Source organism: Streptomyces griseoaurantiacus (assembly GCF_036189845.1).
Taxonomy (GTDB): Bacteria; Actinomycetota; Actinomycetes; order Streptomycetales; family Streptomycetaceae; genus Streptomyces; species Streptomyces griseoaurantiacus.
The window spans coordinates 4,011,634-4,033,671 of sequence record NZ_CP108326.1 but is presented as its reverse complement, the minus strand read 5'-3'; the positions used below and the strand labels follow the sequence as shown (position 1 = coordinate 4,033,671).

Genomic DNA, 22,038 nt, shown 5'->3' with positions numbered 1-22,038 from the left:
CCGCTCGGCCCGTCCGGTTCGCGGCCCCCGCGCGGTCCGGTTCGGACGTGGATGCGTCTGTGTTCACTGTAGGTGCGTCGTCAAGTGCGCCTCGGGTCCGCTTCGTCGGGGTCCGCGCCGGGTCTCAGGCGTCGAAGCTGTCGCGGGCGCGTTCGATGTGGGTGAGGTGCTGCTGGGTCCAGCCGCAGAGGGAGTCGACCGCGATGTACAGGCCCCGGCCCGGCTCGGTGAGGGTGTACTCCACGCGCGGGGGCACGGTGGGGTACACCTCGCGGTCGACCAGGCCGTTGCGTTCCAGCATGCGCAGGTTCTGGGTGAGCATCTTGTGGCTGATGCCCTCGACCTCGTTGCGCAGTTCGTTGAAGCGCAGGGTGTGCTCGTGGAGGGCTCCGATGATCAGGAGTGCCCACTTGTTGGCGACGTCCGAGAAGATCTCCCTGGCCAGGGAGTCGGCGCGCCGCAGGTCGGCGTCCTCGGGCAGGCCCTTGAGCTGTTGCTTGGTCACCATCGGGTTCCCCAGTCGCCAAAAAGTACGTTCTTCCAGGTCAGCGCAAACTCTCCTACAGTTCCCCAGTAACCGCAAGAGAGCGTCCACGTCCAGTGGCGAGGGCGGCTCAGGCATTCCGATGGAGGGCGAGCACCATGGCCGGCAACGATGTCCTCAGCTACGGCATCCCGGCCGAGCGACTTCGGCTACGCACGGGTGATCAGGTCCGGTGAGCTGATCCATGTCTTCGGGCAGGTGGCGTTCGACGAGGCGGGCGAGTTCCCGCACCCCGGCGACTTCGCCGCCCAGCTCGAGCGGAAACCTGCGCCGACATGGACCGGGTCCTCGACCACTACGGCGGCGCCACCCGCGATCAGATCGTCTCGCGGACCGTGTACATGGTGGGGGTGCGGCGGAACGCCGCGGCGGCGTCGGAGGGCGATCTGAAGTACTTCGGTGACCACCGGCCGGCCGCCACGGTTCTGGGGGTCACCGAGCCGGCCGTGCCCGGGCAGGTGGTGGAGATCGCCTTCGCCGTCGACCTGCGGCTGCCCGCCGGAGGCCGCAAGGCGGACGGGCACGGGCCCACCGGGGGCCGCGGAATCGGTGCGGCGCTCAGTAGCGCGGGACGGCCACCGTGAAGGTGGTGCCCTCGGCGAGGGTGCTGCGGACGGTGATCGTTCCGCCATGGGCCTCGGTCAGCTTACGGGCGATGGAGAGTCCGAGGCCGCTGCCGCCGGTGCGGCGGTTGCGGGACTTCTCGGCCCGCCAGAACCGGTCGAAGATGTGCGGGAGGTCCTCGGGGGCGATGCCGCTGCCGGTGTCCCGGACCTCTATCCGCACCTCGTCCCCGAGGTGGCGGCAGGTGAGGCTGATGCGGCCGCCGCTCGGCGTGTGACGTACGGCGTTGCCCACCAGGTTGCCGATGACCTGCCGCAGCCGGAGCGGGTCGGCGCACACCTCGTGCTTGTCCTCGTCGACGTGGATCTCCAGTGCCACGCCCGCGTGCTCCGCCCGGCTGCGCTGTCCCGCGACGACCTGGTCGAGGATGTCCGCCACGCGCACCATCTCGTAGTGGAGGGCGAGTTCGCCGGTGTCCGCGGCGGCCAGGTCCCGCAGGTCGTCGATGATGTGCTGCAGCGCTCCGGCCTCGTCGAAGAGGAGGTCGAGGAGTTGCCGGTCGGTCGGCGCGATGCCGTCCTGGGCCGCCTCCAGCCAGCTGCGGATGTTGGTCAGGGGGCTGCGCAGTTCGTGGGCGACGTCGTTGACCATCGACGTGCGCTGCGCCTCCAGCAACTCCCGCCGTTCGGCCAGGTCGTTGAACGCGGCGGTGAGGTGGCCGATCTCGTCGTTGCCGCGCACCGGGATGCGGATGTTGCGGTCGGCGGGCTGCCGGGTCGCGTCGATGAGCGAGCGCAGGGGGCGGATGAGGCGCAGCCCGACGACGACGGTGATGCCCACGGTGACGGCCAGGACGAGCGCGGCGGCGCCGGCGACGCGCCGCACGCCGTCGCCGGTCAGGGTGAGCCGGGAGGAACCGCCCGCGTGCGCGTCCGTGCCGAGGAACAGGGACGCCGGGGGCGCCACGTAGGGGCGCAGTTGTTGCCGGCGTGCGTCCTCCAGGCACACGCGGGCCGCCGGGTCGGCGCTGGTCCTCGGTCGCGGGCCGAGGAGCCACACCGCGAAGTCGGGCGTCACCTCGACCGAGTGGGGTTCGGCTCCGAGGCAGGCGGCGGTGCGTGTGGTCAGTTCCCTCATGGCCGCCCGCCGGGTGGGGAAGGCGTCCGAGCTGTCGGGGAGTTCGCAGGTCTCCGCGTACTTGTACTCCAGGACCGGGTTGGGGAAGCGCAGGTCCAGCCGGCCGCCGGGCAGTTCGACGACCTGCGGGTCGAGGCCACGGCGGCGCACGCAGGAGGCGGCCTTGGCGACCTGTTTCCGCAGCCGGGCGCGCTCCTGCACCGTGAGGCGGTAGGGGCCGACGGCGCGCGGGTCGATGGGCCCCTCGCCCCGGTGCGCGAGGGCCGGGTCGACCTGCAGAGGATCCACGGCGGCGGCCGGGCGGTCCGGCAGCCCGTGCGGTGTGCCGGGTGAGCCGGGCGAGCCGGCGAGCCGCCCGCGGGAGGGCGTGGTCAGCGTGATCGTGCGGTTCGTCTGCTTCGCGAGCCGGTTCACCAGGCCTTGCACGCCGTCCCAGTCGCGGTGCGTGGCCGCGTACCCGACGAGGGTGTCGTAGATCCGGGTGTCGCCCGAGATGGACCGGTCGCGTTCCGTGCGCAGGGTGTGTGTGGTGGCGGTGACCGTGAGCCAGGCGGTGACGGCGACCGCGCACAGGGCGATCACGACGGACGCCAGCAGCATCCGGACCAGCAGGCTGCGGTGTGCCGGGACCTTACGCCGGGCCATCGGTGTCCCCGCCGCTCCGCGGTGCGGCGGGGACACCGAGCTTGTAGCCGATGCCGTGGACGGTCAGCAGCCGGGCGGGGCGGCGCGGGTCGCGTTCCACCTTCTTGCGCAGGTGCATGATGTGCATGTCGATCGTGCGCTGGGTGGGCGCGGTGTCCCAGCCGCGCGTGCGTTCCAGCAGTTGCTGCCGGGTGAACACGCGCCCCGGTTCGGCCGCGAGGGTCGCCAGCACCGTGAACTCGCCGGCCGTGCAGTCGACGAGGCGGTCGTCCACCCACACCTCGTGGCGCAGCGGGTCCACGGTGAGGCCGTCGACCCGCAGGACGCCGTCGCGCCGCGGGACCGCCCGTTCGACCCGCCGCAGCAGGGTGCGCACCCGGGCCATCAGTTCGCGCGGGCTGTACGGCTTGCCGATGTAGTCGTCGGCGCCGAGGTCGAGGCCGAGCAGCAGATCGTCCTCGTTCGACCGTGCGGTCAGCATGAGGATGGGCATCGCCGTCTCCTGCCGCAGGATCCGGCAGACGTCGAGGCCGTCGACGCCCGGCATCATCACGTCGAGCACGAGCAGATCCGGCCGGAGCCGCCGGGCGGCGTCGACGGCGGCACGGCCGTCGTGGGCGACCACCGTCTCGTACCCCTCGGCATCGAGATACAGGCGGAGCACCTCCGCCTGCCGCGGATCGTCCTCCGCTATCAGCACCCTGGCGTTCATGTTCCGGACTATATGAGCGGCCCGGCGGGGCTCCGGGAAAGCTGACAACTTCGATACATGAGGCTGACCGCGGTCTGATGCGGGCTCACCAGACTGCCCGGCATGAACCCATGGATGACGCGCCGTACGGCGCCCGGCCCCTCTCGTACGTCCCGCCTGCCCCGTCTCGTGGTGGCCGCCGCGTGCTGCGCGCTGCTCGCGGCCTGTTCCTCGCAGGAGTCCGGCTACGGCGGAAAGGACGGAAAGGACCAGGGGGTCGCCTCCGTGAAGACGCCGAAGGGCGAGGGCGGGGCGGGGAAGACCTCGGGCGGATCGGGTGGGTCCCGGGCCGGGGGCGCGGGGAACGGAAAAGGCGGGAAGAAGGGCGTCATGATCCCCATGACGGCGTCGAACGACGAGATGGCGGCCATCGACGGCGCCTGGATGGACTGCCTCGAGTCGCACGGCGTGCAGATGGTGAAGAAGCCCAGGACCGGCCAGAAACTCATCAAGAACGACGAGTCGCGGGAGCCGGCCGCGGCCTATCGCGCCTGTGCGGACAAGGAGCCCTACCCGGACCCGCTCCTGGACAAGGACACCAACCCGCACTACGCCGAGCAGACCAAGGCGTTGATGGCCTGCCTGAACAGTCACGGCATCGAGGTCAGCGGCGACTGGGACGACGAGTTCTGGACGTGGGGGAAGGTCGCCCCAAAGCTCGCGCACGACGACGAGGCCAGGCACAAGGTCCGCGACAAGTGCTATGTGGAGTCCTACAAGTGGTGAGGGTGGGGCACCGGGGAGGGGACCGTCCCGACCGGGTGGACGGCCCTCCCGGACGGCGCCGGCGGATCCGGATGGCGACCGGGGCGGCCGTCGCGGCGCTGCTCGTGGCCGGCTCGGCCGCGGTGGCGCTGAGCGGTGGCGGCTTCGGCGACGGGAGCGGCACGAGGACCGCGGCGTCGGATCCGTCCGCGCGCACCGCGCGCGTGATCCGCACCGACCTCAGCAACAGCCGCACGCTGGAGGGGACCCTCGGGCACGGTGCGGCGACGACCGTACGGGGCGGCGGCGAGGGCCGGATCACCTGGCTGCCGTCCAGTGGCACGACGGTCACCCGGGGGAAGACGCTCTACCGGGTAGACGACCGTCCCGTGCCCGTGCTGTACGGCGATCTCCCGCTGTACCGCACGCTCCGTGCCGTCAACACGGTCGGCCGGGACGTCCGTGTCCTCGCCGACAACCTCCTGGCCCTCGGGTACGCCATCGGCCCCCAGCCGGCACCGGGGCGGACGGTCGTCCCGATGCCGGCGGAGCCGGGGCCGCGATCGGGGTCGGGGGCGGGGTCGGAGGACCAGCCGGCGGGTCGGCCGGAGAAGAACACCGCCGGGCGGAACGACGCGCCGGACGGGAAGCCCTCGCCCGAAGGGAGGAACGGATCCGCAGGGGGGACCGCGTCCACGGAGGGGACCGCGTCCGCCGGGCAGTCCGCTCCCGCGGCGCCGGTGTCCGCCCCCGTCAGGGTCGAGCAGGGCGACGCGGTGCTCACCACGGACCTGATCAACGCGGTCAAGCGGTGGCAGACCGCCATCGGGGCCCCGGCCACCGGCGTCGTCGACCCGCACGACGTGGTCGTTCTCACCGGGCCGATGCGGGTGGAGAGCCTGCAGGCGCAGGTCGGGGATCCGGCGGACGGGGAGCTGCTCAAGGCGACCGCGACGGGCAAGGCCGTGACCGTGCCGGTGGAGGCGGGTGACGCCGGCGGCATCGCGCGCGACCAGCACGTCACCGTCCACCTCCCGGACGACTCCACCGCCGCGGGCCGGGTCGCCTCCGTCTCCACCGCCGCGGAGGCGGAGGGTGACGACTCCGCTCCCAAGGTCGACGTCCTGGTGACGTTCGAGGACGCGTCGAAGGTGAAGAGGTTCGACGCGGGGCCGGTGCAGGTGGAGTTCGTCGGTGAGACCCGTCGGCACGTGCTCGCGGTCCCGGTCACGGCGTTGCTGGCGCTGCGCGAGGGCGGCTACGGCGTGCAGCTGTCCAGGGGCAGGCTCATCGCGGTGACCACCGGGCTGTTCGCCAAGGGGCAGGTCGAGGTCAGCGGGGCGGGACTCGCCGAGGGCGCCCGGGTGGTGGTCGCGTCATGACGCCGCCGGTGCTGTCGGTCAAGGACGTCCGCGTGGAGTATCCCGGCGGGGTGAAGGGCCTCGACGGCGTCTCGCTCACCATCCACGAGGGCGAACTCCTCGCCATCGTCGGGCCGTCGGGCTCGGGCAAGTCCACCCTGCTGCACATCATGGGCACGCTGGCCCGGCCGACGGCCGGTGTCGTGGAGATCGCCGGGCACGACGTCGCCGGGCTGTCCGACCGGCGGCTGTCGTCCCTGCGGGGACGGCAACTCGGCTTCGTCTTCCAGCACTTCCACTTGTCCGACGGGCTCACCGCCACCGACAACGTCGCCACCGGCCTGCTGTACGCGGGCGTTCCGCGGCGCGACCGCCGTCCGATGGCCCTGCGGGCGCTGGAACGGGTCGGGCTCGCCCATCGGGCGGAACACCGGCCGGCTCAGCTCTCCGGTGGCGAACGCCAACGCGTCGCCCTGGCCCGCGCGCTGGTCCACCGGCCGCTGCTCGTCCTCGCCGACGAGCCCACGGGAGCCCTCGACACGGCAAACGGGCGGCTCGTACTGGACCTGTTGACCCAGCTCAACCAGGAGGGCACGACCATCGCGCTCATCACGCACGACCACGGGATCGCGGAGCGGCTGCCGCGCCGGGTGGAGATCCTGGACGGCCGGATCGTCGGTGACTCCGTCACCGGGTCGGCCGACGTCCTCGAACCCACGCTCCAGCTGCGACGCCCGCACCCACGCCCCGCTCCGCGGAGGACGACGGCCCCATGAGCGACTCCCCGCCCCCGCCCCCGTCGCCCGCCACGGCCTCGCCCCCGTCGCCCTCCCGGGTCCCGTCCCCGTCCCCGTCCTCGTCCCCGTCCTGGCAGCGGCCGGTGCGGCTGTCCCTCACCGACCTGCTGCTGCTCGGCCTGGTCGGGATCCGCAGCCGCCGCATGCGCGCGGTGCTGTCGGCGCTCGGCATCTCCCTCGGCATCGCCACCATGATCCTGGTCACCGGTATCCCCGCGTCCAGTCAGCGCGCCCTCGACAGGGAACTGACCGCGCTGGGCACCGACCGGCTGCAGGCCGTCGCCGACAACAGGTTCGCCCAGAAGGGGGAGACGGCCTCCTTCCCGAAGGAGGCCGCCGCGATGGTCGACCGCATCGCCCCGGTGAAGGCCGTCACCATGGTGGGCAACGTGCACGTCAAGGTCCGTCGGTCCGACCGCGACCACTCCGGGAGTTCGGTCGCGCTCTCCGTCCAGGCGGCCCAGCCCAACCTCCTCCAGGTCGTCAACACCCGGGTGCGCTCCGGGCACTACCTGACGGCGGCGACGGGCCGGTTCCCCACCGCCGTCCTCGGCGCGGCCGCCGCGGCGGACCTCGGGTTCCAGGACCTCACGCCGGGCGCGCCGCCCCCGCAGATCCTCGTCGACAACCGGTGGTTCAGCGTCGTCGGCATCCTGCACGGCGCCCCGCTGGCCCCGTCCATCGACTCCTCGGTGCTGATCGGCTGGGACAGCGCGCGGAAGATCCTCGGCTTCGACGGCCGCCCGACCCAGCTCTACATCCAGGCGGAGGAGTCGGAGATCGAGGACGTGTACTCCGTCCTGCCCGCGACCATCGCGCCGGCGAGCCCCGACACCGTCAGGGTGACCCGGCCCTCGGACGCCCTCGCGGCGAAACGCTCCACCGAGACCGCGTTCTCCGGCCTGTTCATCGGGCTGGCCGGTGTCGCCCTGCTCGTCGGCGGCATCGGCGTGGCCAACACCATGGTGATCTCCGTGCTCGAACGCCGCCGTGAGATCGGCCTGCGCCGGGCCCTGGGGGCCGCTCGGGGTCACATCCGCAGCCAGTTCCTCGCCGAGTCCGTCGCCCTGTCCAGCCTCGGCGGACTGGCCGGCGTGCTGCTGGGGAGCGCGGCCAACGCGCTGTACGCCGCCTGTCGGGGCTGGCCCCTGACCCTCCCGCTGCCCGCGGCCGGCGGCAGCCTCGTGGGAGCCGTGCTGGTCGGCGTGCTCGCGGGCGTCTACCCGGCCCTGCGCGCCGCCCGCCTCCCTCCCACCGAGGCCCTGGCCACCGTGTGACGGGGCCACACGACGGGGAAGCGCACCCGAAGAGGGGCCGCCCCGCACGGTAGGTTCCCCCCATGCCCACCGACTGGCGCACGGACCGGATCGGGGCGGCACTGCGGGGCGAGAACCCGACGGTGCTGCGCCGGCTGACGGCGGGCTTCGCGGTCATCGGGGACGTGCAGTTCCTGCCGGGTTACTCGGTCCTGCTCGTGGACGAGCCCCACGTGCGGCGGTTGTCGGACCTGCCGAGGGGGAAACGGCTGTCGTTCCTGTCCGACATGGACCGGCTCGGCGAAGCCGTGGAGCACGTCTGCCAACGCCTCGACCCTGCCTTCCGGCGGGTCAACTTGGAGATCCTCGGCAATACCGACCCGTTCCTGCACGCCCACGTCTGGCCCCGGTACGCCTGGGAACCGGCCGAGGTGCGGGGGAAGCCGGTGTGGCTCCACCCGCGAACGCGGTGGACCGACGAACGGTTCGCGCTCGGCCCGCGGCACGACGTGCTGCGGGCAGCGATCGGCAGCGAACTGGACCGGCTCCGGACGGGCACCCGACCGGAGCGGATCCCCAGGCTCGGGTGAAGGAACTCGCGTGATCGCACGCGCGGACGCGCGGGCCCGCCCTCAGGGGAAGCGCAGCGTCACCGTGAGGCCGCCTTCGGGGCCGGGGTGGGCGGTGAGGGTGGCGTGGTGGGCCTCGGCTATGGAGTGGGCTATGGAGAGGCCCAGGCCGTGGCCGGTGGTGGCGGTGCGGGACGGGCCGAGGCGTTGGAAGGGTTCGAAGAGGTCGGGGATCCGGTCGGGGGGTATGTCGGGGCCCGTGTTGGTGACGGTCACGGTGCGGGTGTCCACGTGGACGTGGACGTGCCCGTCGGGGTGGTTGTACTGGACGGCGTTGTGCAGCAGGTTCCTCAGGAGGTGGCTGAGCAGGACGGGGTCGCCGGGGACGGGCAGGGGCGTGTCGGCGGCGAGGACGAGGCGGATGCCGCGCCGGGCGGCCTGGGGGGCGAGGGCGGTGGTGGCCTCGCGGGCGGTGGCGGCGAGGTCCACGTGTTCGGTGCGGGTGACGCCGCGGTCGGCTCGGGCCAGGAGGAGGAGCGCGTCGATGAGCTGTTCGGCCTCCCGGTTGACGTCGAGGAGGTCGTCGCGGACCTCGGCGAGGCCGGCCGGGAGCGGGTCGGCGAGGCCGACCTGGAGACTGGTGCGCTGCACCGCCAGGGGGGTCTTGAGCTCGTGGGAGGCGTTGGCGACGAAACGGCGCCGGCTTTCGAAGGACTTCTCCAGGCGGTCGAGCATGGTGTCGAACGTGTCGGCGAGCCGGTGCAGTTCGTCGGGGGGACCGTCGAGTGCGAGGCGTTGGTGCAGGTTCTCCTCGCTGATCCGGCGGGCGGCCTCGGTCATGGAGACGACGGGGCGCAGGGCCCGTCCGGCGAGCCACCAGCCGAGGAGTCCGGCGAGTACGGCCATCACGAAAAGGCCCACGACGGACCAGAGCACCATCTGGCGCAGCGCGGTGTCCTGGACGGCCCGCACGGTCCGGTCGATCCGCCAGATCTCGGCGGCTCCGGTCGGCTCGGAAGCGGCGGGGCCCGGGCGGGGACCGCTTCCCGAAGTTGTCCCGGAAGCGGTTCCGGAAGCGGTTCCGGAAGCGGTTCCGGAAGCGGCGAGGTCCGGGCGGGACGTGGTCCCGTCCGGGCGGGCGGTGCCGGGGTTCACGGGGGCGAGGTCGGTGGAGCGGTCGGCGTCGGTATGGCGGCCGGTGTCGGTGTCGGTGGTGGGGTGCTGCTCCGTGCGGGCGAGCGCCATCCCCTGCACCCGCTCGTCGGTTCCGTGGCGGGCGAGCAGCACCACGAAGGCGAGCAGGGCGATGCCGGCGGCCAGGAAGAGGGTGGAGATGGCCGCGGCCAGGCGGGTGCGGAAGGGCAGTCGGCGCAGCGCGGCGCGCGGGTTCAATCGCACAGTCGGTATCCCTCGCCCTTGTCGGCGACGATCAGGCCGGGATCGCCGAGCTTGCCGCGCAGGCGGCTGACGGTCGCGCGGACCGCGCTGGTGCGGGGGTCGAGGTTCTCGTCCCAGACGGTGCGGACCAGTGCGTCGTGGTGCACGGGCGCGCCGTCGGCGGCGAGCAGCAGGTGCAGGACCGCGAACTCCTTCGGGGTGAGTTCGAGCGGCCTGCCGTCCAGGGACGCCTCGCGGCGGGCGGCGTCCAGGGTGAGGGGTCCGCGGCGCAGCAGGACGACGGGCGGTTTGGGGGCGCGGCGGCTCAACGTACGCACCCGGGCGACGAGTTCGGTGAAATCGAAGGGTTTGGCCAGGTAGTCGTCCGCGCCGAGGGCCTCGAGGCCGTAGACCTTGTCGGTGAGGCCGCCGGCCGCGGTCACCATCAGGATGCGCGGCGGATCCTCGCGTCGCCGCAGCCGTCTGCACACCTCGTCGCCGCTCAGCACCGGGAGGTCGCGGTCGAGGACGAGCACGTCGTAGGCGGTGTGCAGGCACATCCGCTCGGCCTCCTCGCCCGTCCGGGCGATGTCGACGGCCATCGCCCGGCGGCGCAGGCCGGTGGCGATGGTCCGGGCGAGCACGCGGTGGTCCTCGGCTACCAGCACTCTCATGCCGTCATCAGAGCAGGCGGGTGTTCGCAACGGGATAAGGACTTCGGGACGTTCAGCCGTCCGCCGGCCGTTCCTACGGCCGATTCCTCGGCCGCCCGCCCGGCCGATTCTTCGGCCGGCTCTTCGGCCGGTCCTCGACGGGTCGCCCCTCGGCCGGTCCTCGACGGGTCGCCCCTCGGCCGGTCCTCGACGGGTCGCCCCTCGGCCGGTTCTTACGCGGGTGCAACACGCTTATCGGCGTGCAAACAGCGGGCTGCTTCGGTCGTCGGCATGAACTTCGTCAAACGCGCCGGGCTGAGTCTCAGTGGCAGAAGGTCCCGGACGGCCGCCCTGCTCGGGGTCTTCGTCGTGATCTGCGCCCTGTTGCTCGGCGGCTTCCTCCTGCGGGGTGCCGCCGCCCGGCAGGAGGCCGATGCCCAGCGGGCCGTGGGCGTCGACGTGACCGTCGGTCGCAAGGGCCTGACCGCGGACCTCGCGGACCGGCTCGACGTCCCCGGCCTGGTCCACCGCTACACGGCGGAGCTTCCCGTGCGCGCCGTGCCGCGCGGCTTCACACCGCTGACCTCGGGGGGACCCGGAGCGGGCGGCGGCGGGCGGCGGGAGCGCGGTGCGCTGGAGGTGCACGGGGTTCGTGACCTCGGTCTGCTGCTGCCGTTCTCGTACGGCTCGACGAGGATCACGTCCGGGCGCGGCATCGGGCCCGGGGACGCGGGCGCGCACGTCGCCGTGATCGAGCGGCGGCTGGCCGAGCGGAACGGTCTCGCGGTGGGCGACACCCTCCGGTTGCGCTCGGCGGACGGCCGGCGCTCGGCGGTGTCGAGGATCGTCGGCGTCTTCCGGGACCCGACGCGGGATCCGGCGCGCCCGATGCCGTCGCACATGCTGCCGGGCAATCTGCTGTACGTGCCGATGGCGACGGCACGGCGGCTCGGCACCGGCCCGGCGAGGGTCGACCGGGCCGTGTACCGGATCGGCTCGCCGGACCGGGCCGAGCGGCTGCACACCGAGGCCGCGCGTGTGCTCGGCGGGGGCGGCCTGAGGTTCACGGTCAACGACAAGGCGTACCGGGACCAGGTCCGCCCGATCCAGCGGGTCGGCGCCTTCGCGGATCTGGTCGTCCACGTCATCGCGCTGGCGGGGGCGTTGATCCTGAGCCTGCTCGTGACGCTGCAGGTCCGGGAGCGGCGCGGCGAGTTCGGGGTGCTGCTGGCCCTGGGGGAGAAGAAGTGGAAGCTCCTCGGTCAGCACGTCGTCGAGGTCGCAGCGGTGGCGCTGCCCGCCCTGGCGCTCGCGGCGCTGGCCGGCGCGCTGGGCGGACAGCGCGTGGGCGATGCCTTCCTCGACCACCACGGCGACGGCGATGCCGACAGCCGCAGTAGCAGTAGCAGTAGCAGCGGCAGCGGCAGCGGCAGCGGCAGCGGCAGCGGGACCGTCGCCGCCGGGGCGCCGGACACCCCCCTCGCTGCGCCGACCGTGCGGGTCGGACCGGCCGACCTCGGCAGGGTGGCCGGCATCGCGCTGGGGATCTCCCTGGTCGCGACCGTCGTCCCGGGCATCGGCGTCCTCCGCCTGCACCCCCGATCCCTCCTCCTCGACGCCGCCTAGACCCCGCCCCCGCCCCGGATCCGGCGGCGTAGGGCAGCACACCGGCCCCGGCACAGCCACCCCCTCATCCACCGACACACACCGACACACACCGACACACACGCGGAGAGCCGACAGCGACCATGAACTTCGTCAAGCGCGCAGGGCTCAGCCTGTGGGCCCGCAGGGGCCGTACCCTGCTCACTCTCGCGGCCTTCCTCGTCATCTCCGTGATGGTGCTGGCCGGCATCCTGATCAACGACGCCACGGCCCGGGCCGAGCGGTCCGCCAGACGTTCCGTGGGCGCCGAGGTACGGCTCGACGTCGATCTCGGCGCGACGACGAACACGGCGGGCGGGTTGCAGGCGCCGCGCATCGACGCCGCGACCGTCGACGCCCTCGGCGCACTGCCCCAGGTGCGGAGGTACACGTACTCGATGTGGGACCGCGCCCTCCTCAAGGGCCGGTACAAGCTGGTCGGGACCGGCGCCTCGGGCTCCGGGAACGACGCGAACGGCATGGGTCCCGGCGGCACCGCGAGCGTCGGCGTGCTGGATTCCTCCCTGCTGCCCGACTTCCGCAGCGGCAGGTTCACCCTGCTGTCGGGCGCGCACCTCACGGCCGCCGACAAGAACAAGAAACGTGTGCTGATCGAGGAGCGGCTGGCCCGGAAGAACCGTCTCCGGGTGGGCGACCGTCTGCCCTTGACCGGCAACGACGAGAAGACCACGGCCGAGTTCACCGTGGCCGGCGTCTACCGCGACCCCCGCCCCCGCTCCGAGCCCGAGCCCGAGTACGGCGTCAGCCCTGCCGACATGCTGTACGGCACGGTGGGCGGCCTCTCGGCCCTCGACCCGCAGAACGGCCACGGGAAGGCGCCCCTGCGTGTGGGCGGCGCGTCCTTCCTCCTGCGGGACGCCGACGACGAGGCCGCGTTCGAGAGCGGGGCCAGGAAGCTCGCGGGGGCGCAGCTCGACGGGTTCGGCCTGGACACCAACGACAAGGCGGTCCGGCAGATGACGGGGCCCCTGCGGAGCATCCGTTCCACGGCCACCGTCGCCATGTGGCTGATGGGCCTGGCGGGCGCGGCCGTGCTCGCCCTCCTGGTCAACCTGGCCGTCAAGCAGCGTCGCCCGGAGTACGGGGTGCTGCTGGCGATGGGCGAGCGCAAGGGGAGGCTGATCGCCCAGCAGGCCCTGGAGATCCTCGTGCTCGCGGCCCTCGCGCTCGGGGTGAGCGCGCTGTGCGCCCCGGCGCTGACCCAGAGCGCCGGTCAGTCGCTGCTCGGCAGGGAGGCCGCGGCGGCCAAGCACAGGCTCGACTCCTGGCAGGCCCCGCCCCCCGGCAGCACCGGGCTCGGCGAGGGAGTCGACCGGGAGGACGAGCCGGTCGAGAACGCGGACCCCATCGACCGGATCACCGTGCGGCTCGACGCCGCCGAACTCACCACCGTGGGCGTCCTCGGCCTCGGCATCGGTCTGCTCGCCACCGCCCTGCCGGCCTCCGCCGTGCTGCGCCTCAGCCCCCGTTCCATTCTCACGAAGGGCCAGTGACCCGCCATGACCAGCGCCACTCCCCCACCCTCCCCGACGCCCCCGAGCACGCCCGCGCCCGCCCCCGCTCCGCCCGTGCTGCGTCTCGCGGACGTCAGCCACACGTACTCCGACGGCCGCCGCAGGACCACGGTCCTCAAGGGCATCGACCAGGACTTCGAGCGCGGCACCTTCTACACGGTGCTGGGCCCCTCGGGCAGCGGGAAGACGACGCTGCTCGCTCTGGCCAGCGGCCTGGAGAACCCCACCAGGGGGACCGTCAGCTTCGAGGGGCGGGATCTCACCGAGCTGGGCCTCGGCCGCTACCGCAACAGGCACGCGGCGACGATCTTCCAGCAGTACAACCTGCTCACCTACATGACGGCCCTGCAGAACGTGACGACCGCCATGGAGATCACCGGCACCACTCCCCCGTCGGGCGGCCGCCGGGCGCACGCGCTGCGGCTGCTCGACTCGCTCGGTCTGGACCGGGCGGAGGCCACCCGCAATGTGCGGCGGCTGTCCGGCGGGCAGCAGCAGCGGGTCGCCATCGCCCGGGCCCTCGCCTGCGAGGTCGATCTGCTCTTCGCCGACGAGCCCACCGGAAACCTGGACGAGGACACTGCCGGGGGCATCGTCGAGATCTTCCGCGAGCTGGCGCACGAGCAGGGCAAGTGCGTGGTCGTCGTCACCCACTCCGCGCACCTGGCCGCCCGCTCGGACCGGGTCCTCACCCTGCGCCGGGGGCGGCTCACCGAGCGGCGTGCCGACACCGCCGGGACCGGGGCCCCGGGTACCGGCCGGCCCGTCAGGAGCCGGAAGACGCAGCCGACCTCGCCGCGGACGCCGCCGGAGACGCGGCCGACCTCGCCGCCGACGTCGCCGGGGACGCAGCGGCCGACCCCTCCACCGACGCCTCGATCTTCCGGGCGAGGGTGATGAACGTCTCGATCTCCTCGGCGGTCAGCAGCTTCACCGAGGACTCCTCCAGCGTGCGCCACATCGCGGTGATGGGCGCCTCCAGGGCCCGGCCCTCCTCGGTGAGGTGGACGGTCATGGCGCGGCGGTCGTGCGGGGACGGCCGCCGGATGACGAGGCCGGCCTCCTGCATGCGGCTGACGGACTTGGAGACGGTGGAGTGGTCCAGGCCGACGCACTCGAGGAGTTCGGTCTGGGTCTGCCCGTCCCGGTCGAAGAGCTGCATGAGCAGCAGTTCCTGACCGGGGTGCAGACGCATCTCGCGGAGCATGGCGGCCGCCCTGCCCCGATGGGCGCGGGCGAGCTCGAAGATCGTGAAGCTCAGCCGGCCTTCGCGGGCGGCGCCGGGGCATTCCCGGTCGGCCGGGGCAGGGTCCGTCATCGCTCCTCCTCAGACCGACGGGGTGGAAAGGGCGGGGTAGTCGGTGTACCCCTTCGCGTCACCGCCGTAGAACGTCGCCGGGTCGGGGGTGTTCAGCGGCGCTCCGGAGCGTACCCGCTCGGGCAGGTCCGGGTTGGCGAGGGCCAGGGCGCCCACGGTGATCACGTCGGCGCGGCCGGAGGCGATGTCGGCGGCGCGGTCCGCGAGGTCGGCGCCGGCCCGGTTGAGGAGCAGGGCGGTCGGCCACAGTCCGCGCAGGGTGTCGAGCAGTTCCTCGTTCCCGCCGTGGAGGAGGTGCAGGTAGGCCAGGTTCAGCGGGGCCAGGGCGCGGACCAGGGCGGGGTAGAGCGCGGCCGTGTCGGACTCGGCGATGTCGTTGTACGGGTTGCCGGGCGAGATGCGGATGCCGGTGCGGTCGGCGCCGATCTCCTCGGCCACCGCCGTGGCGACCTCGACGGCGAAGCGGACGCGGTTCTCGAGGGAGCCGCCGTACCGGTCCTCGCGCCGGTTGCTGTTGTCCGCGAGGAACTGGTGGACGAGGTAGCCGTTGGCGCCGTGGATCTCCACGGCGTCGGCGCCGGCGGCCCTGGCGTTGGCGGCGGCCCGCCGGAAGTCCTCGACGGTGGCGGCCACTTCGTCGGTGGTCAGCGCCCTCGGCTCGGGCATCTCCTGCGGGCCCGTGAGGGTGAACATGGTGCCGGCGGGGCGGACCGCGGAGGGTGCCACGGGCCGGCGGCCGTGCGGGGTGTTGTCGGGGTGCGCGATGCGGCCGGTGTGCATGAGCTGGACGACGAGCCGGCCGCCTTCCGCGTGCACCGCGTCGGCCACCTTGCGCCAGCCGGCCACCTGCTCCTCGCTGTGGAGGCCGGGGGTGAGCAGGTAGCCCTGTCCGTCGGCGGAGGGCTGGGTGCCCTCCGTGATGACGAGCGCGTGCGAGGCCCGCTGGACGTAGTACTCGGCGTTCAGTTCGGTCGGGACGCCCTCGGGGGTGGAGCGGTCCCGGGTCATCGGGGCCATCGCCAGCCGGTGCGGCAGGGTGAGCGCGCCGACGGTCACCGGGGACCACAGGGCGGGCAGGGCGTCGGTCGCCGCGGTGTTCTCGGGCATGGGGGTTCTCCTCGAAGAGTGGTGGAGCCAGTGGTGAGAGGGGGTTCAGGCGACCGTGAGGACGAGCTTTCCGCGGCCGTGGCCCGCGTCGCTGATCCGGTGGGCCTCGGCAGCGCGGGACAGCGGGAGGCTGGTGCCGACCGTCGTGACGAGCGTGCCGGCGGCGGCCTGCCGGGCCAGTTCGGCCAGCCGGGTGCCCGACCTGCGCTGCGGGCCCGACTCGAAGTGGACGCCGAACTGCTCGGCGCGGAAGTCGGCGGTGGTGACGACGCGGTCGGGGCCGCCGCGCAGGGTGAGGGAGTCCTCCAGGGCGCCCTTGCCCGCGAGGTCGAAGACGGCGTCCACGCCCTCGGGGGCGAGCGCGCGCACCCGTTCGACGAGCCCTTCGCCGTACGTCGTCGCGATGGCGCCGAGGCCGGTCAGGTACTCCTGGTTGGCCGGTCCGGCGGTGCCGATGACGCGGGCCCCGCGGGCGGTGGCGAGCTGCACGGCGAGGGTGCCCATGGCGCCGGCCGCGCCGTGCATCAGCACGGTCTCGCCCTTCTCGACGCCGAGGACGTCGAGGACGCGCTCGGCGCCGTCACTCGCGACCGGCAGGGTGACCGCGTGCTCCCAGTCGAGTCCGGCGGGTTTGGGGGCGAGGTGGTCGGGGGTGGCCAGGGCGTACTCGGCGTAGGAGCCGGTGTCGGACCAGCCGAGCACCTCGTCGCCGACCCGCAGGTCCTCGACGCCCTCGCCGAGCGCGTCGACCACGCCGGCGATCTCGCCGCCGGGGATCGCCGGGAGCGTCGTCGGGAAGACGGCCTCCATGGCCCCGGAGCGGATCTTGCCGTCCACCGGGTTGACGCCGAGGGCGTGGACGCGCACGCGCACCTGGCCCGGACCCGGCTCGGGGGTGGGGACCTCCGCCTCGTGGAGGACCTCGGTGCCGCCGAACCGGTCGAAGACGATGGCCTTCATGTCTGTTCTCCTCGTTCCTGCGACGTTCCTGCGACGTGCGTACGACGTGCGGTCGCTCGTCGCGGACAACGGATCGCTCCTGCGGAGCCGGTCCGGCCGACCCGTTTATGTGGCCGACCACCTAAAAGTAGCACCAGATATGTGGCTAGCCAAGTAATAAATCTCGATGCGCCCCGACGAGGCCGACGCGTAGGCTCCACGGCTCATGGGCCACGTGGAAGCAGCGCACCTGGAGTACTACCTCCCCGACGGGCGCATCCTGTTCGGTGACGTCTCCTTCAAGGTCGCCGAGGGTTCCGTCGTCGCCCTCGTCGGAGCGAACGGCGCGGGAAAGACGACGCTGCAGCGACTGATCGCCGGCGACCTCAAGCCGCACGGCGGCACCGTCACCGTCAGCGGCGGACTCGGCGTGATGCCGCAGTTCATCGGGTCCGTCACGGACGACATGTCGGTGCGGGACCTGCTGCTCGCCGTCTCCCAGGAACGCGTGCGCAAGGCCGCGGCCGCCGTCGACGCGGCGGAGCTCCGGCTCATGGAGCAGGACGACGAGGCCGCGCAGCTCGCCTACGCGCAGGCGCTGAGCGACTGGGGCGAGGCGGGTGGCTACGAGGCGGAGAACCTATGGGACAGGTGCACCACCGCCGCGCTCGGCGTCCCCTACGAACGGGCGCAATGGCGCCAGGTGAACACCCTGTCGGGCGGCGAGCAGAAGCAGCTCTGCCTGGAGGTCCTGCTGCGCGGCCCCGACCAGGTGCTGCTCCTCGACGAGCCGGACAACTACCTCGACGTCCCCGCCAAGCGCCGGCTGGAGGAGCGGCTGCTGGAGACCACCAAGACCGTGCTCTTCGTCAGCCACGACCGCGAACTGCTCGCCCGCTGCGCACAGAAGATCGTCAGCGTGGAGCCGGCGCCCGGCGGCAGCGACGTCTGGGTGCACGGCGGGGGCTTCGCGACGTACCACGAGGCCCGCGAGCACCGGTTCGAGCGGTTCGACGAGCTGCGCAGGCGCTGGGACGAGAAGCACGCCCAGCTCAGGCAACTCGTCCTGGACCTGCGGCAGTACGCCATGCGCAGCGACGGGATGGCCTCCCGCTACCAGGCGGCGCAGACCCGGCTGCGGAAGTTCGAGGAGGCCGGGCCCCCGCCGCAGCCGCCACGGCCGCAGAAGATCACCATGCGGCTCGGCGGCGGCCGCACCGGGGTGCGCGCGCTCACCTGCCGTCAACTCCTCCTGACCGGCCTGATGAAACCGTTCGACCTGGAGGTCTTCTACGGCGAGAGGGTGGCCGTGCTCGGCTCCAACGGCTCCGGAAAGTCGCACTTCCTGCGGTTGCTGGCGGGCGAGCCCGTCGAGCACTCCGGGGAGTGGACGCTGGGGGCGCGCGTCGTTCCGGGGCACTTCGCGCAGACCCACGCCCACCCGGAACTGAACGGCCGCACGCTGCTCGACATCCTGTGGAAGGAGCACGCGCTCGACCGCGGCGGGGCGATGTCCGCGCTGCGGCGCTACGAGCTGAGCACGCAGGGCGAGCAGCCCTTCGACCGGCTGTCCGGGGGCCAGCAGGCCCGGTTCCAGATCCTGCTCCTCGAACTGCGCGGCACCACCGCGCTGTTCCTCGACGAGCCCACGGACAACCTCGACCTGGAGAGCGCGGAGGCCCTCCAGGCGGGCCTGAGCGCCTACGAGGGCACGGTGCTCGCGGTCACGCACGACCGCTGGTTCGCGAAGGGCTTCGACCGCTACCTGCTGTTCGGCGCGGACGGTCGCGTCCGCGAGACGCCGAAGCCGGTGTGGGACGAGGGCCGGGTGGCCCGGAAGCGATAACGGTCCGGACCACCCGGTCCGGACGGTCCGCCCGGTCCACCCGGCCCGTCCGGACCACTCGGCCCCTCTGCCACGGGGCCGCCGGGAGTTCTGCCCACACGATCTCGTCTCAGCGAGGTTCCGGTGGGCCCGTGCTCGTCTGCGGGGCGGGCGCCCGGCGTGCGTTCACCGGTGGGGCCGGCGGCTGGCCGGGGGCCGGATCCGTACACGGACGTACTTCCACGACGTTCCCGGGGGCGCCGGATCGCCCGATCCGGAGGGCCCTTCGAAGCCGCCCCGGGGCCGGGCGCGGCGCGGGACGGCACCCGGCGCACCGGAGGCGTCCACGCCCGCGCCTCGACTCCCCCCGGCGCAGCCTCCGTCGCGGCTCCCGTCGCCCGCCGTCCCCCCGCTCGCCGAGGCCGACCCGCGTGCCGTCGACGTGCCGCCGCCCACCGTCTGGCCCCTCCGGAACTGCGACCACTGCGACCGCGCCTACCGCGCCCCGCAACCCGGCCACTGCCCCCCACTGCGAGCGGACCCTGCTGAGCGCGGCCTGCTGAGGTGACGCGATCCACCGGGCCGTCGAGCGGGGAGGCCCGGCGGCGTACGCGGTGCGGCACGGCCGCGTCGAGCGCACGTGGCCCCGACCGGCCCGCTCGGCGCAGCGGGAGCGGAGGTCAGGCCTTGGGCTCCTCGCGGTCGACGACCGTGCCGGGGATGGTTCTGGGGGTGCCGTCCTTCGGGTCCTCGTCGCGGAGGGCCGTGGACTCGCGGGTGAAGATCCTCTTCGCCTGCCCGGCCGAACGCGTCAGGCCCGGGAGTTTCCTGACGGCGAGGACGGCGATCACCACCAGGAGGATCACGACCAGCTCGCTCAGGCCGAACATCGCGGCTCCCGTTCCGTTGCGCCGTCCGCCGGCCGCCTCCGGCCGGTCCCGTCGAGTCTCGCCGACGCGGCGGCCGACGGCAAGGGCGGCCCGGCCGGGGCGGGGCCCACTGGAACCGGGCGCCGGGCTGCGGCAGTCTTCTCCCTCGTGGCGAGCGGCGGCGGGGCCTACGGGACGGGATCGGGTGTGGGTGGCGCGCACATGGTGGTGTGCGGGGACGACGGGCTGGCGCACCGGCTCGCCGCCGAACTGCGGGACGTCTACCGGGAACAGGTCACCCTCGTCGTCCCGACCGCCCGGCGACTGGCCCGCCAGCCGGTCGTGGGACGGCCGCGCGGAGCGGCGCTCCTCGACCGGGTCTCCGCGGCCGTGACCCGGGCGGCGAACAGCGGCGGCGGTTCCGGCGCGAACCCCGGTGGCGAGGGCGGCCGGGGCGGTCAGGGGCCCCGCGCGCCCTTCGCGCACGACGCCGGCTCGGTACGGGTGCTGGAGGCCACCGAGGCCTCGGAGACCGTGCTCGCCGAGGCGGGCGTCGAACGGGCCGCCGCACTCGCCCTCGTCTACGACGACGACGAGACCAACATCCGCGCCGCGCTCACCGCCCGGCGCCTCAACCCCCGCCTGCGGCTCGTACTCCGCCTGTACAACCGCCGGCTCGGGCAGCACATCGAGGAACTGCTCGACCAGGCGGCGGCCCTCGCCCTCCTCGGCGCGGACGGCGCCGAGGGCGACGATCCCGCCGCCGTCGACGCCTCGACGACCGTGCTCTCGGACGCCGACACCGCCGCGCCCGCGCTGGCCGCCACCGCCGCCGTCGGCACCACCAAGGTCATCCAGGCGGAGGGGCTGATGCTGCGCGCCGTCGAGCGGGACCCGCCCGGCCCCGGACAGGTCGCCGACCCCGGGCTGTTCACCCTCGCGCTCCTCTCCGCGACCAGCAGCGACCCGGCGGGCAGCGACGGCTCCGAGGAGAGCGGGGAACGCGGACCCCGGCTCCTGCCCGACGAGGAGGCCGTCGCGGCGGCCACAGGACGCGGCACCGTCGTCCTGGAGACCGTGTCGTACACCGGGCCCCGGCAGCAGGCCGGGCGCAGCATGGTGCCGTTCGCGCTGCTGCTGTCGCGGCGGCTGCGGTGGTCCTTCGTCGGCCTGGTGGCCTGCGTCGTCGCGCTCGCGGTGGCGCAGCTCTGCGTGACCGACACCGATCCGCTGCGGGCCACCTACCTCACGCTCCTCGACCTGTTCGCCATCGACGACCCGGCGGTGGGCGAGCCCGCCGGGCGGCAGATCCTGCAACTGCTCTCCGGGTTCGTCGGACTGCTGCTCCTGCCCGTGCTGCTCGCGGCGGTCCTGGAGGCGCTCGGCACCTTCCGCACCAACTCCGCGCTGCGCAGGCCGCCGCGCGGCCTGTCCGGGCACATCGTGCTGCTCGGCCTCGGCAAGATCGGCACACGGGTGCTGGTGCGGCTGCGGGAGCTGCGCATCCCGGTCGTGTGCGTCGAGGAGGACCCCGACGCGCGCGGCCTCGCGGTCGCGCGGCGGCTGCGGGTGCCGGTGGTGCTCGGGGACGTCACGCACGAGGGGGTCCTGGAATCGGCCAAGATCCACCGGGCGCGCACCCTGCTCGCGCTGACCAGCATCGACACCACCAACCTGGAGGCCGCGCTGTACGCGCGTGCCGTGCGGCCCGACCTGCGGGTCGTGCTGCGGCTGTACGACGACGACTTCGCCACGGCGGTGTACCGGACACTGCGGGCGGCGTACCCGCGGGCGCTCACGCGCAGCCGCAGCGTGTCGCACCTCGCGGCGCCGGCGTTCGCGGCGGCGATGTGGGGGCGGCAGATCCTCGGGGCGCTGCCGGTGGAGCGGCGGGTGCTGCTGTTCGCGGCGGTCGAGGTGGCGGGGCATCCGCGGCTGGAGGGGCGGACGGTCGGGGAGGCGTTCGCGGCGGGGAAGTGGCGGGTGCTGGGGCGGGCGGCGGAGTCCTCGGGGGGTGGGGCGGTGTGGGGGTTGCCGTCGTCCTACGTGCTGGGGGCGGGGGATCGGGTGGTGCTGGCGGCGACGCGGCGGGGGTTGGCGGAGCTGCTGGGGAGGGGGCCTGCGGGGACTTCGTCCCCTTGACCCCGGGGTGCGTCGGATACGCGGGGGGGGGTGAGTGGGGTGCGGGTGCGGGTGCGGGGTGGGGTGAGTGGGGTGCGGGTGCGGGGTGGGGATTTTTTCGCCCCCGCCGCCCCTACCCTTCCCGTCCCTTCAAGGGGCGCTGCCCCTTGGACCCCGGGCACCTCACGGGGTGGGGTGCGGGTTCGTGGGCGAGTGCGGGTGGGGTGTGGCTGGTCGCGCAGTTCCCCGCGCCCCTTGGGCGGCTTCGGTCGCCCTCGCGCCCGCGCGGCGGAGCCGCAGGACGGACACAGCCCCGCGCCC

Annotated in this window: 18 protein-coding genes and 2 pseudogenes; 11 read left to right on the top strand and 9 right to left on the bottom strand. The window is 73.6% G+C overall.

Annotated features, from left to right (window positions below; genetic code table 11):
• Positions 1-124: 124 nt before the first annotated feature.
• A complete protein-coding gene (locus OHB09_RS18005) occupies positions 125-508 on the bottom strand; it encodes a winged helix-turn-helix transcriptional regulator (RefSeq protein WP_093596942.1) in 384 nt (127 codons plus the stop codon).
• A 134-nt stretch (positions 509-642) separates the two neighbouring features.
• Between OHB09_RS18005 and OHB09_RS18000 the strand changes: the two are divergent.
• Positions 643-1,044, top strand: a pseudogene (locus OHB09_RS18000) (Rid family hydrolase); the annotation flags it as partial.
• Positions 1,045-1,102: 58 nt separating this feature from the next.
• Here the strand turns inward: OHB09_RS18000 and OHB09_RS17995 are convergent.
• Together OHB09_RS17995 and OHB09_RS17990 are read right to left on the bottom strand one after the other, a co-directional pair.
• Positions 1,103-2,890: a sensor histidine kinase gene (locus tag OHB09_RS17995; RefSeq protein ID WP_328922247.1), complete on the bottom strand. Its 1,788-nt coding sequence runs from the start codon at positions 2,888-2,890 to the stop codon at positions 1,103-1,105.
• Positions 2,877-3,602 carry a response regulator transcription factor gene (locus OHB09_RS17990; protein ID WP_040896142.1) on the bottom strand — a complete coding sequence of 242 codons (726 nt, stop codon included), beginning with the start codon at positions 3,600-3,602 and terminating at the stop codon, positions 2,877-2,879. The genes OHB09_RS17995 and OHB09_RS17990 overlap by 14 nt, the downstream gene beginning before the upstream one ends.
• A 102-nt stretch (positions 3,603-3,704) precedes the next feature.
• Here OHB09_RS17990 and OHB09_RS17985 point away from each other — a divergent pair, with 102 nt between their 5' ends.
• The 5 genes from OHB09_RS17985 (at position 3,705) to OHB09_RS17965 (ending at position 8,350) form a co-directional block, all read left to right on the top strand.
• Complete coding sequence (locus OHB09_RS17985; protein ID WP_167793874.1) at positions 3,705-4,367, top strand: hypothetical protein; 663 nt, start codon at positions 3,705-3,707, stop codon at positions 4,365-4,367.
• A gap of 71 nt (positions 4,368-4,438) precedes the next feature.
• Positions 4,439-5,728, top strand: coding sequence for a hypothetical protein (locus OHB09_RS17980; RefSeq protein WP_191852575.1), 1,290 nt, complete (start codon positions 4,439-4,441; stop codon positions 5,726-5,728).
• The gene (locus tag OHB09_RS17975) at positions 5,725-6,483 is read left to right on the top strand and encodes an ABC transporter ATP-binding protein (RefSeq protein WP_006141996.1); all 759 of its coding nucleotides are present in this window, start codon (positions 5,725-5,727) and stop codon (positions 6,481-6,483) included. The genes OHB09_RS17980 and OHB09_RS17975 overlap by 4 nt, the downstream gene beginning before the upstream one ends.
• Positions 6,480-7,781, top strand: coding sequence for an ABC transporter permease (locus OHB09_RS17970; RefSeq protein ID WP_328922246.1), 1,302 nt, complete (start codon positions 6,480-6,482; stop codon positions 7,779-7,781). The genes OHB09_RS17975 and OHB09_RS17970 overlap by 4 nt, the downstream gene beginning before the upstream one ends.
• Positions 7,782-7,843: 62 nt before the next feature.
• Positions 7,844-8,350 (top strand): HIT family protein, encoded by a 507-nt coding sequence (locus tag OHB09_RS17965; RefSeq protein WP_234525798.1) that lies wholly within the window; start codon positions 7,844-7,846, stop codon positions 8,348-8,350.
• A 42-nt stretch (positions 8,351-8,392) separates the two neighbouring features.
• Here OHB09_RS17965 and OHB09_RS17960 read toward each other — a convergent pair whose 3' ends face one another.
• Positions 8,393-9,727, bottom strand: coding sequence for a sensor histidine kinase (locus tag OHB09_RS17960; RefSeq protein WP_328922245.1), 1,335 nt, complete (start codon positions 9,725-9,727; stop codon positions 8,393-8,395).
• Complete coding sequence (locus OHB09_RS17955; protein WP_040896140.1) at positions 9,718-10,380, bottom strand: response regulator transcription factor; 663 nt, start codon at positions 10,378-10,380, stop codon at positions 9,718-9,720. Before OHB09_RS17955 ends, OHB09_RS17960 begins: the two co-directional genes overlap by 10 nt.
• A gap of 270 nt (positions 10,381-10,650) precedes the next feature.
• Between OHB09_RS17955 and OHB09_RS17950 the strand changes: the two genes are divergently transcribed.
• The 3 genes and pseudogenes from OHB09_RS17950 to OHB09_RS17940 form a co-directional block, all read left to right on the top strand.
• Positions 10,651-11,985: an ABC transporter permease gene (locus OHB09_RS17950; protein ID WP_328922244.1), complete on the top strand. Its 1,335-nt coding sequence runs from the start codon at positions 10,651-10,653 to the stop codon at positions 11,983-11,985.
• A 122-nt stretch (positions 11,986-12,107) separates the two neighbouring features.
• On the top strand, positions 12,108-13,517 hold the full coding sequence (locus OHB09_RS17945; RefSeq protein ID WP_191852472.1) for an FtsX-like permease family protein: 1,410 nt from the start codon (positions 12,108-12,110) through the stop codon (positions 13,515-13,517).
• Between the two features lie 6 nt (positions 13,518-13,523).
• Positions 13,524-14,087 (top strand): annotated as a pseudogene (locus OHB09_RS17940) (ATP-binding cassette domain-containing protein); the annotation flags it as partial.
• A 217-nt stretch (positions 14,088-14,304) separates the two neighbouring features.
• On the opposite strand, the gene OHB09_RS17935 reads toward OHB09_RS17940, so the two are convergent.
• The 3 genes from OHB09_RS17935 to OHB09_RS17925 are packed head-to-tail and all read right to left on the bottom strand — an operon-like array spanning position 14,305 to position 16,923.
• Positions 14,305-14,856 (bottom strand): MarR family winged helix-turn-helix transcriptional regulator, encoded by a 552-nt coding sequence (locus OHB09_RS17935; protein WP_093596920.1) that lies wholly within the window; start codon positions 14,854-14,856, stop codon positions 14,305-14,307.
• 9 nt (positions 14,857-14,865) lie between these two features.
• Entirely contained in the window at positions 14,866-15,963 is a 1,098-nt protein-coding gene (locus tag OHB09_RS17930; protein ID WP_006141987.1) for an alkene reductase, read from the bottom strand.
• Positions 15,964-16,008: 45 nt separating this feature from the next.
• The gene (locus tag OHB09_RS17925) at positions 16,009-16,923 is read right to left on the bottom strand and encodes an NADP-dependent oxidoreductase (protein ID WP_006141986.1); all 915 of its coding nucleotides are present in this window, start codon (positions 16,921-16,923) and stop codon (positions 16,009-16,011) included.
• Positions 16,924-17,128: 205 nt separating this feature from the next.
• On the opposite strand from OHB09_RS17925, the gene OHB09_RS17920 reads away from it, so the two are divergent.
• The gene (locus tag OHB09_RS17920; RefSeq protein ID WP_328922243.1) at positions 17,129-18,748 is read left to right on the top strand and encodes an ATP-binding cassette domain-containing protein; all 1,620 of its coding nucleotides are present in this window, start codon (positions 17,129-17,131) and stop codon (positions 18,746-18,748) included.
• A gap of 659 nt (positions 18,749-19,407) precedes the next feature.
• On the opposite strand, the gene OHB09_RS17915 is transcribed toward OHB09_RS17920, so the two are convergent.
• Positions 19,408-19,617 carry a twin-arginine translocase TatA/TatE family subunit gene (locus OHB09_RS17915; protein ID WP_006141984.1) on the bottom strand — a complete coding sequence of 70 codons (210 nt, stop codon included), beginning with the start codon at positions 19,615-19,617 and terminating at the stop codon, positions 19,408-19,410.
• 201 nt (positions 19,618-19,818) lie between these two features.
• On the opposite strand from OHB09_RS17915, the gene OHB09_RS17910 reads away from it, so the two are divergent.
• A complete protein-coding gene (locus tag OHB09_RS17910) occupies positions 19,819-21,738 on the top strand; it encodes an NAD-binding protein (RefSeq protein ID WP_328923033.1) in 1,920 nt (639 codons plus the stop codon).
• Positions 21,739-22,038: the final 300 nt, after the last annotated feature.

Bases quoted from the DNA above. Each gene is read 5' to 3' on its own strand.
- OHB09_RS17995 (WP_328922247.1), bottom strand. From the start codon at position 2,890: ATGGCCCGGCGTAAGGTCCCGGCACACCGCAGCCTGCTGGTCCGGATG.
- OHB09_RS17990 (WP_040896142.1), bottom strand. From the start codon at position 3,602: ATGAACGCCAGGGTGCTGATAGCGGAGGACGATCCGCGGCAGGCGGAG.
- OHB09_RS17935 (WP_093596920.1), bottom strand. From the start codon at position 14,856: ATGACGGACCCTGCCCCGGCCGACCGGGAATGCCCCGGCGCCGCCCGC.
- OHB09_RS17925 (WP_006141986.1), bottom strand. From the start codon at position 16,923: ATGAAGGCCATCGTCTTCGACCGGTTCGGCGGCACCGAGGTCCTCCAC.
- OHB09_RS17955 (WP_040896140.1), bottom strand. From the start codon at position 10,380: ATGAGAGTGCTGGTAGCCGAGGACCACCGCGTGCTCGCCCGGACCATC.
- OHB09_RS17930 (WP_006141987.1), bottom strand. From the start codon at position 15,963: ATGCCCGAGAACACCGCGGCGACCGACGCCCTGCCCGCCCTGTGGTCC.
- OHB09_RS17915 (WP_006141984.1), bottom strand. From the start codon at position 19,617: ATGTTCGGCCTGAGCGAGCTGGTCGTGATCCTCCTGGTGGTGATCGCC.
- OHB09_RS18005 (WP_093596942.1), bottom strand. From the start codon at position 508: ATGGTGACCAAGCAACAGCTCAAGGGCCTGCCCGAGGACGCCGACCTG.
- OHB09_RS17950 (WP_328922244.1), top strand. From the start codon at position 10,651: ATGAACTTCGTCAAACGCGCCGGGCTGAGTCTCAGTGGCAGAAGGTCC.
- OHB09_RS17985 (WP_167793874.1), top strand. From the start codon at position 3,705: ATGAACCCATGGATGACGCGCCGTACGGCGCCCGGCCCCTCTCGTACG.
- OHB09_RS17965 (WP_234525798.1), top strand. From the start codon at position 7,844: ATGCCCACCGACTGGCGCACGGACCGGATCGGGGCGGCACTGCGGGGC.
- OHB09_RS17975 (WP_006141996.1), top strand. From the start codon at position 5,725: ATGACGCCGCCGGTGCTGTCGGTCAAGGACGTCCGCGTGGAGTATCCC.
- OHB09_RS17910 (WP_328923033.1), top strand. From the start codon at position 19,819: ATGGTGGTGTGCGGGGACGACGGGCTGGCGCACCGGCTCGCCGCCGAA.
- OHB09_RS17970 (WP_328922246.1), top strand. From the start codon at position 6,480: ATGAGCGACTCCCCGCCCCCGCCCCCGTCGCCCGCCACGGCCTCGCCC.
- OHB09_RS17980 (WP_191852575.1), top strand. From the start codon at position 4,439: ATGGCGACCGGGGCGGCCGTCGCGGCGCTGCTCGTGGCCGGCTCGGCC.
- OHB09_RS17920 (WP_328922243.1), top strand. From the start codon at position 17,129: ATGGGCCACGTGGAAGCAGCGCACCTGGAGTACTACCTCCCCGACGGG.
- OHB09_RS17945 (WP_191852472.1), top strand. From the start codon at position 12,108: ATGAACTTCGTCAAGCGCGCAGGGCTCAGCCTGTGGGCCCGCAGGGGC.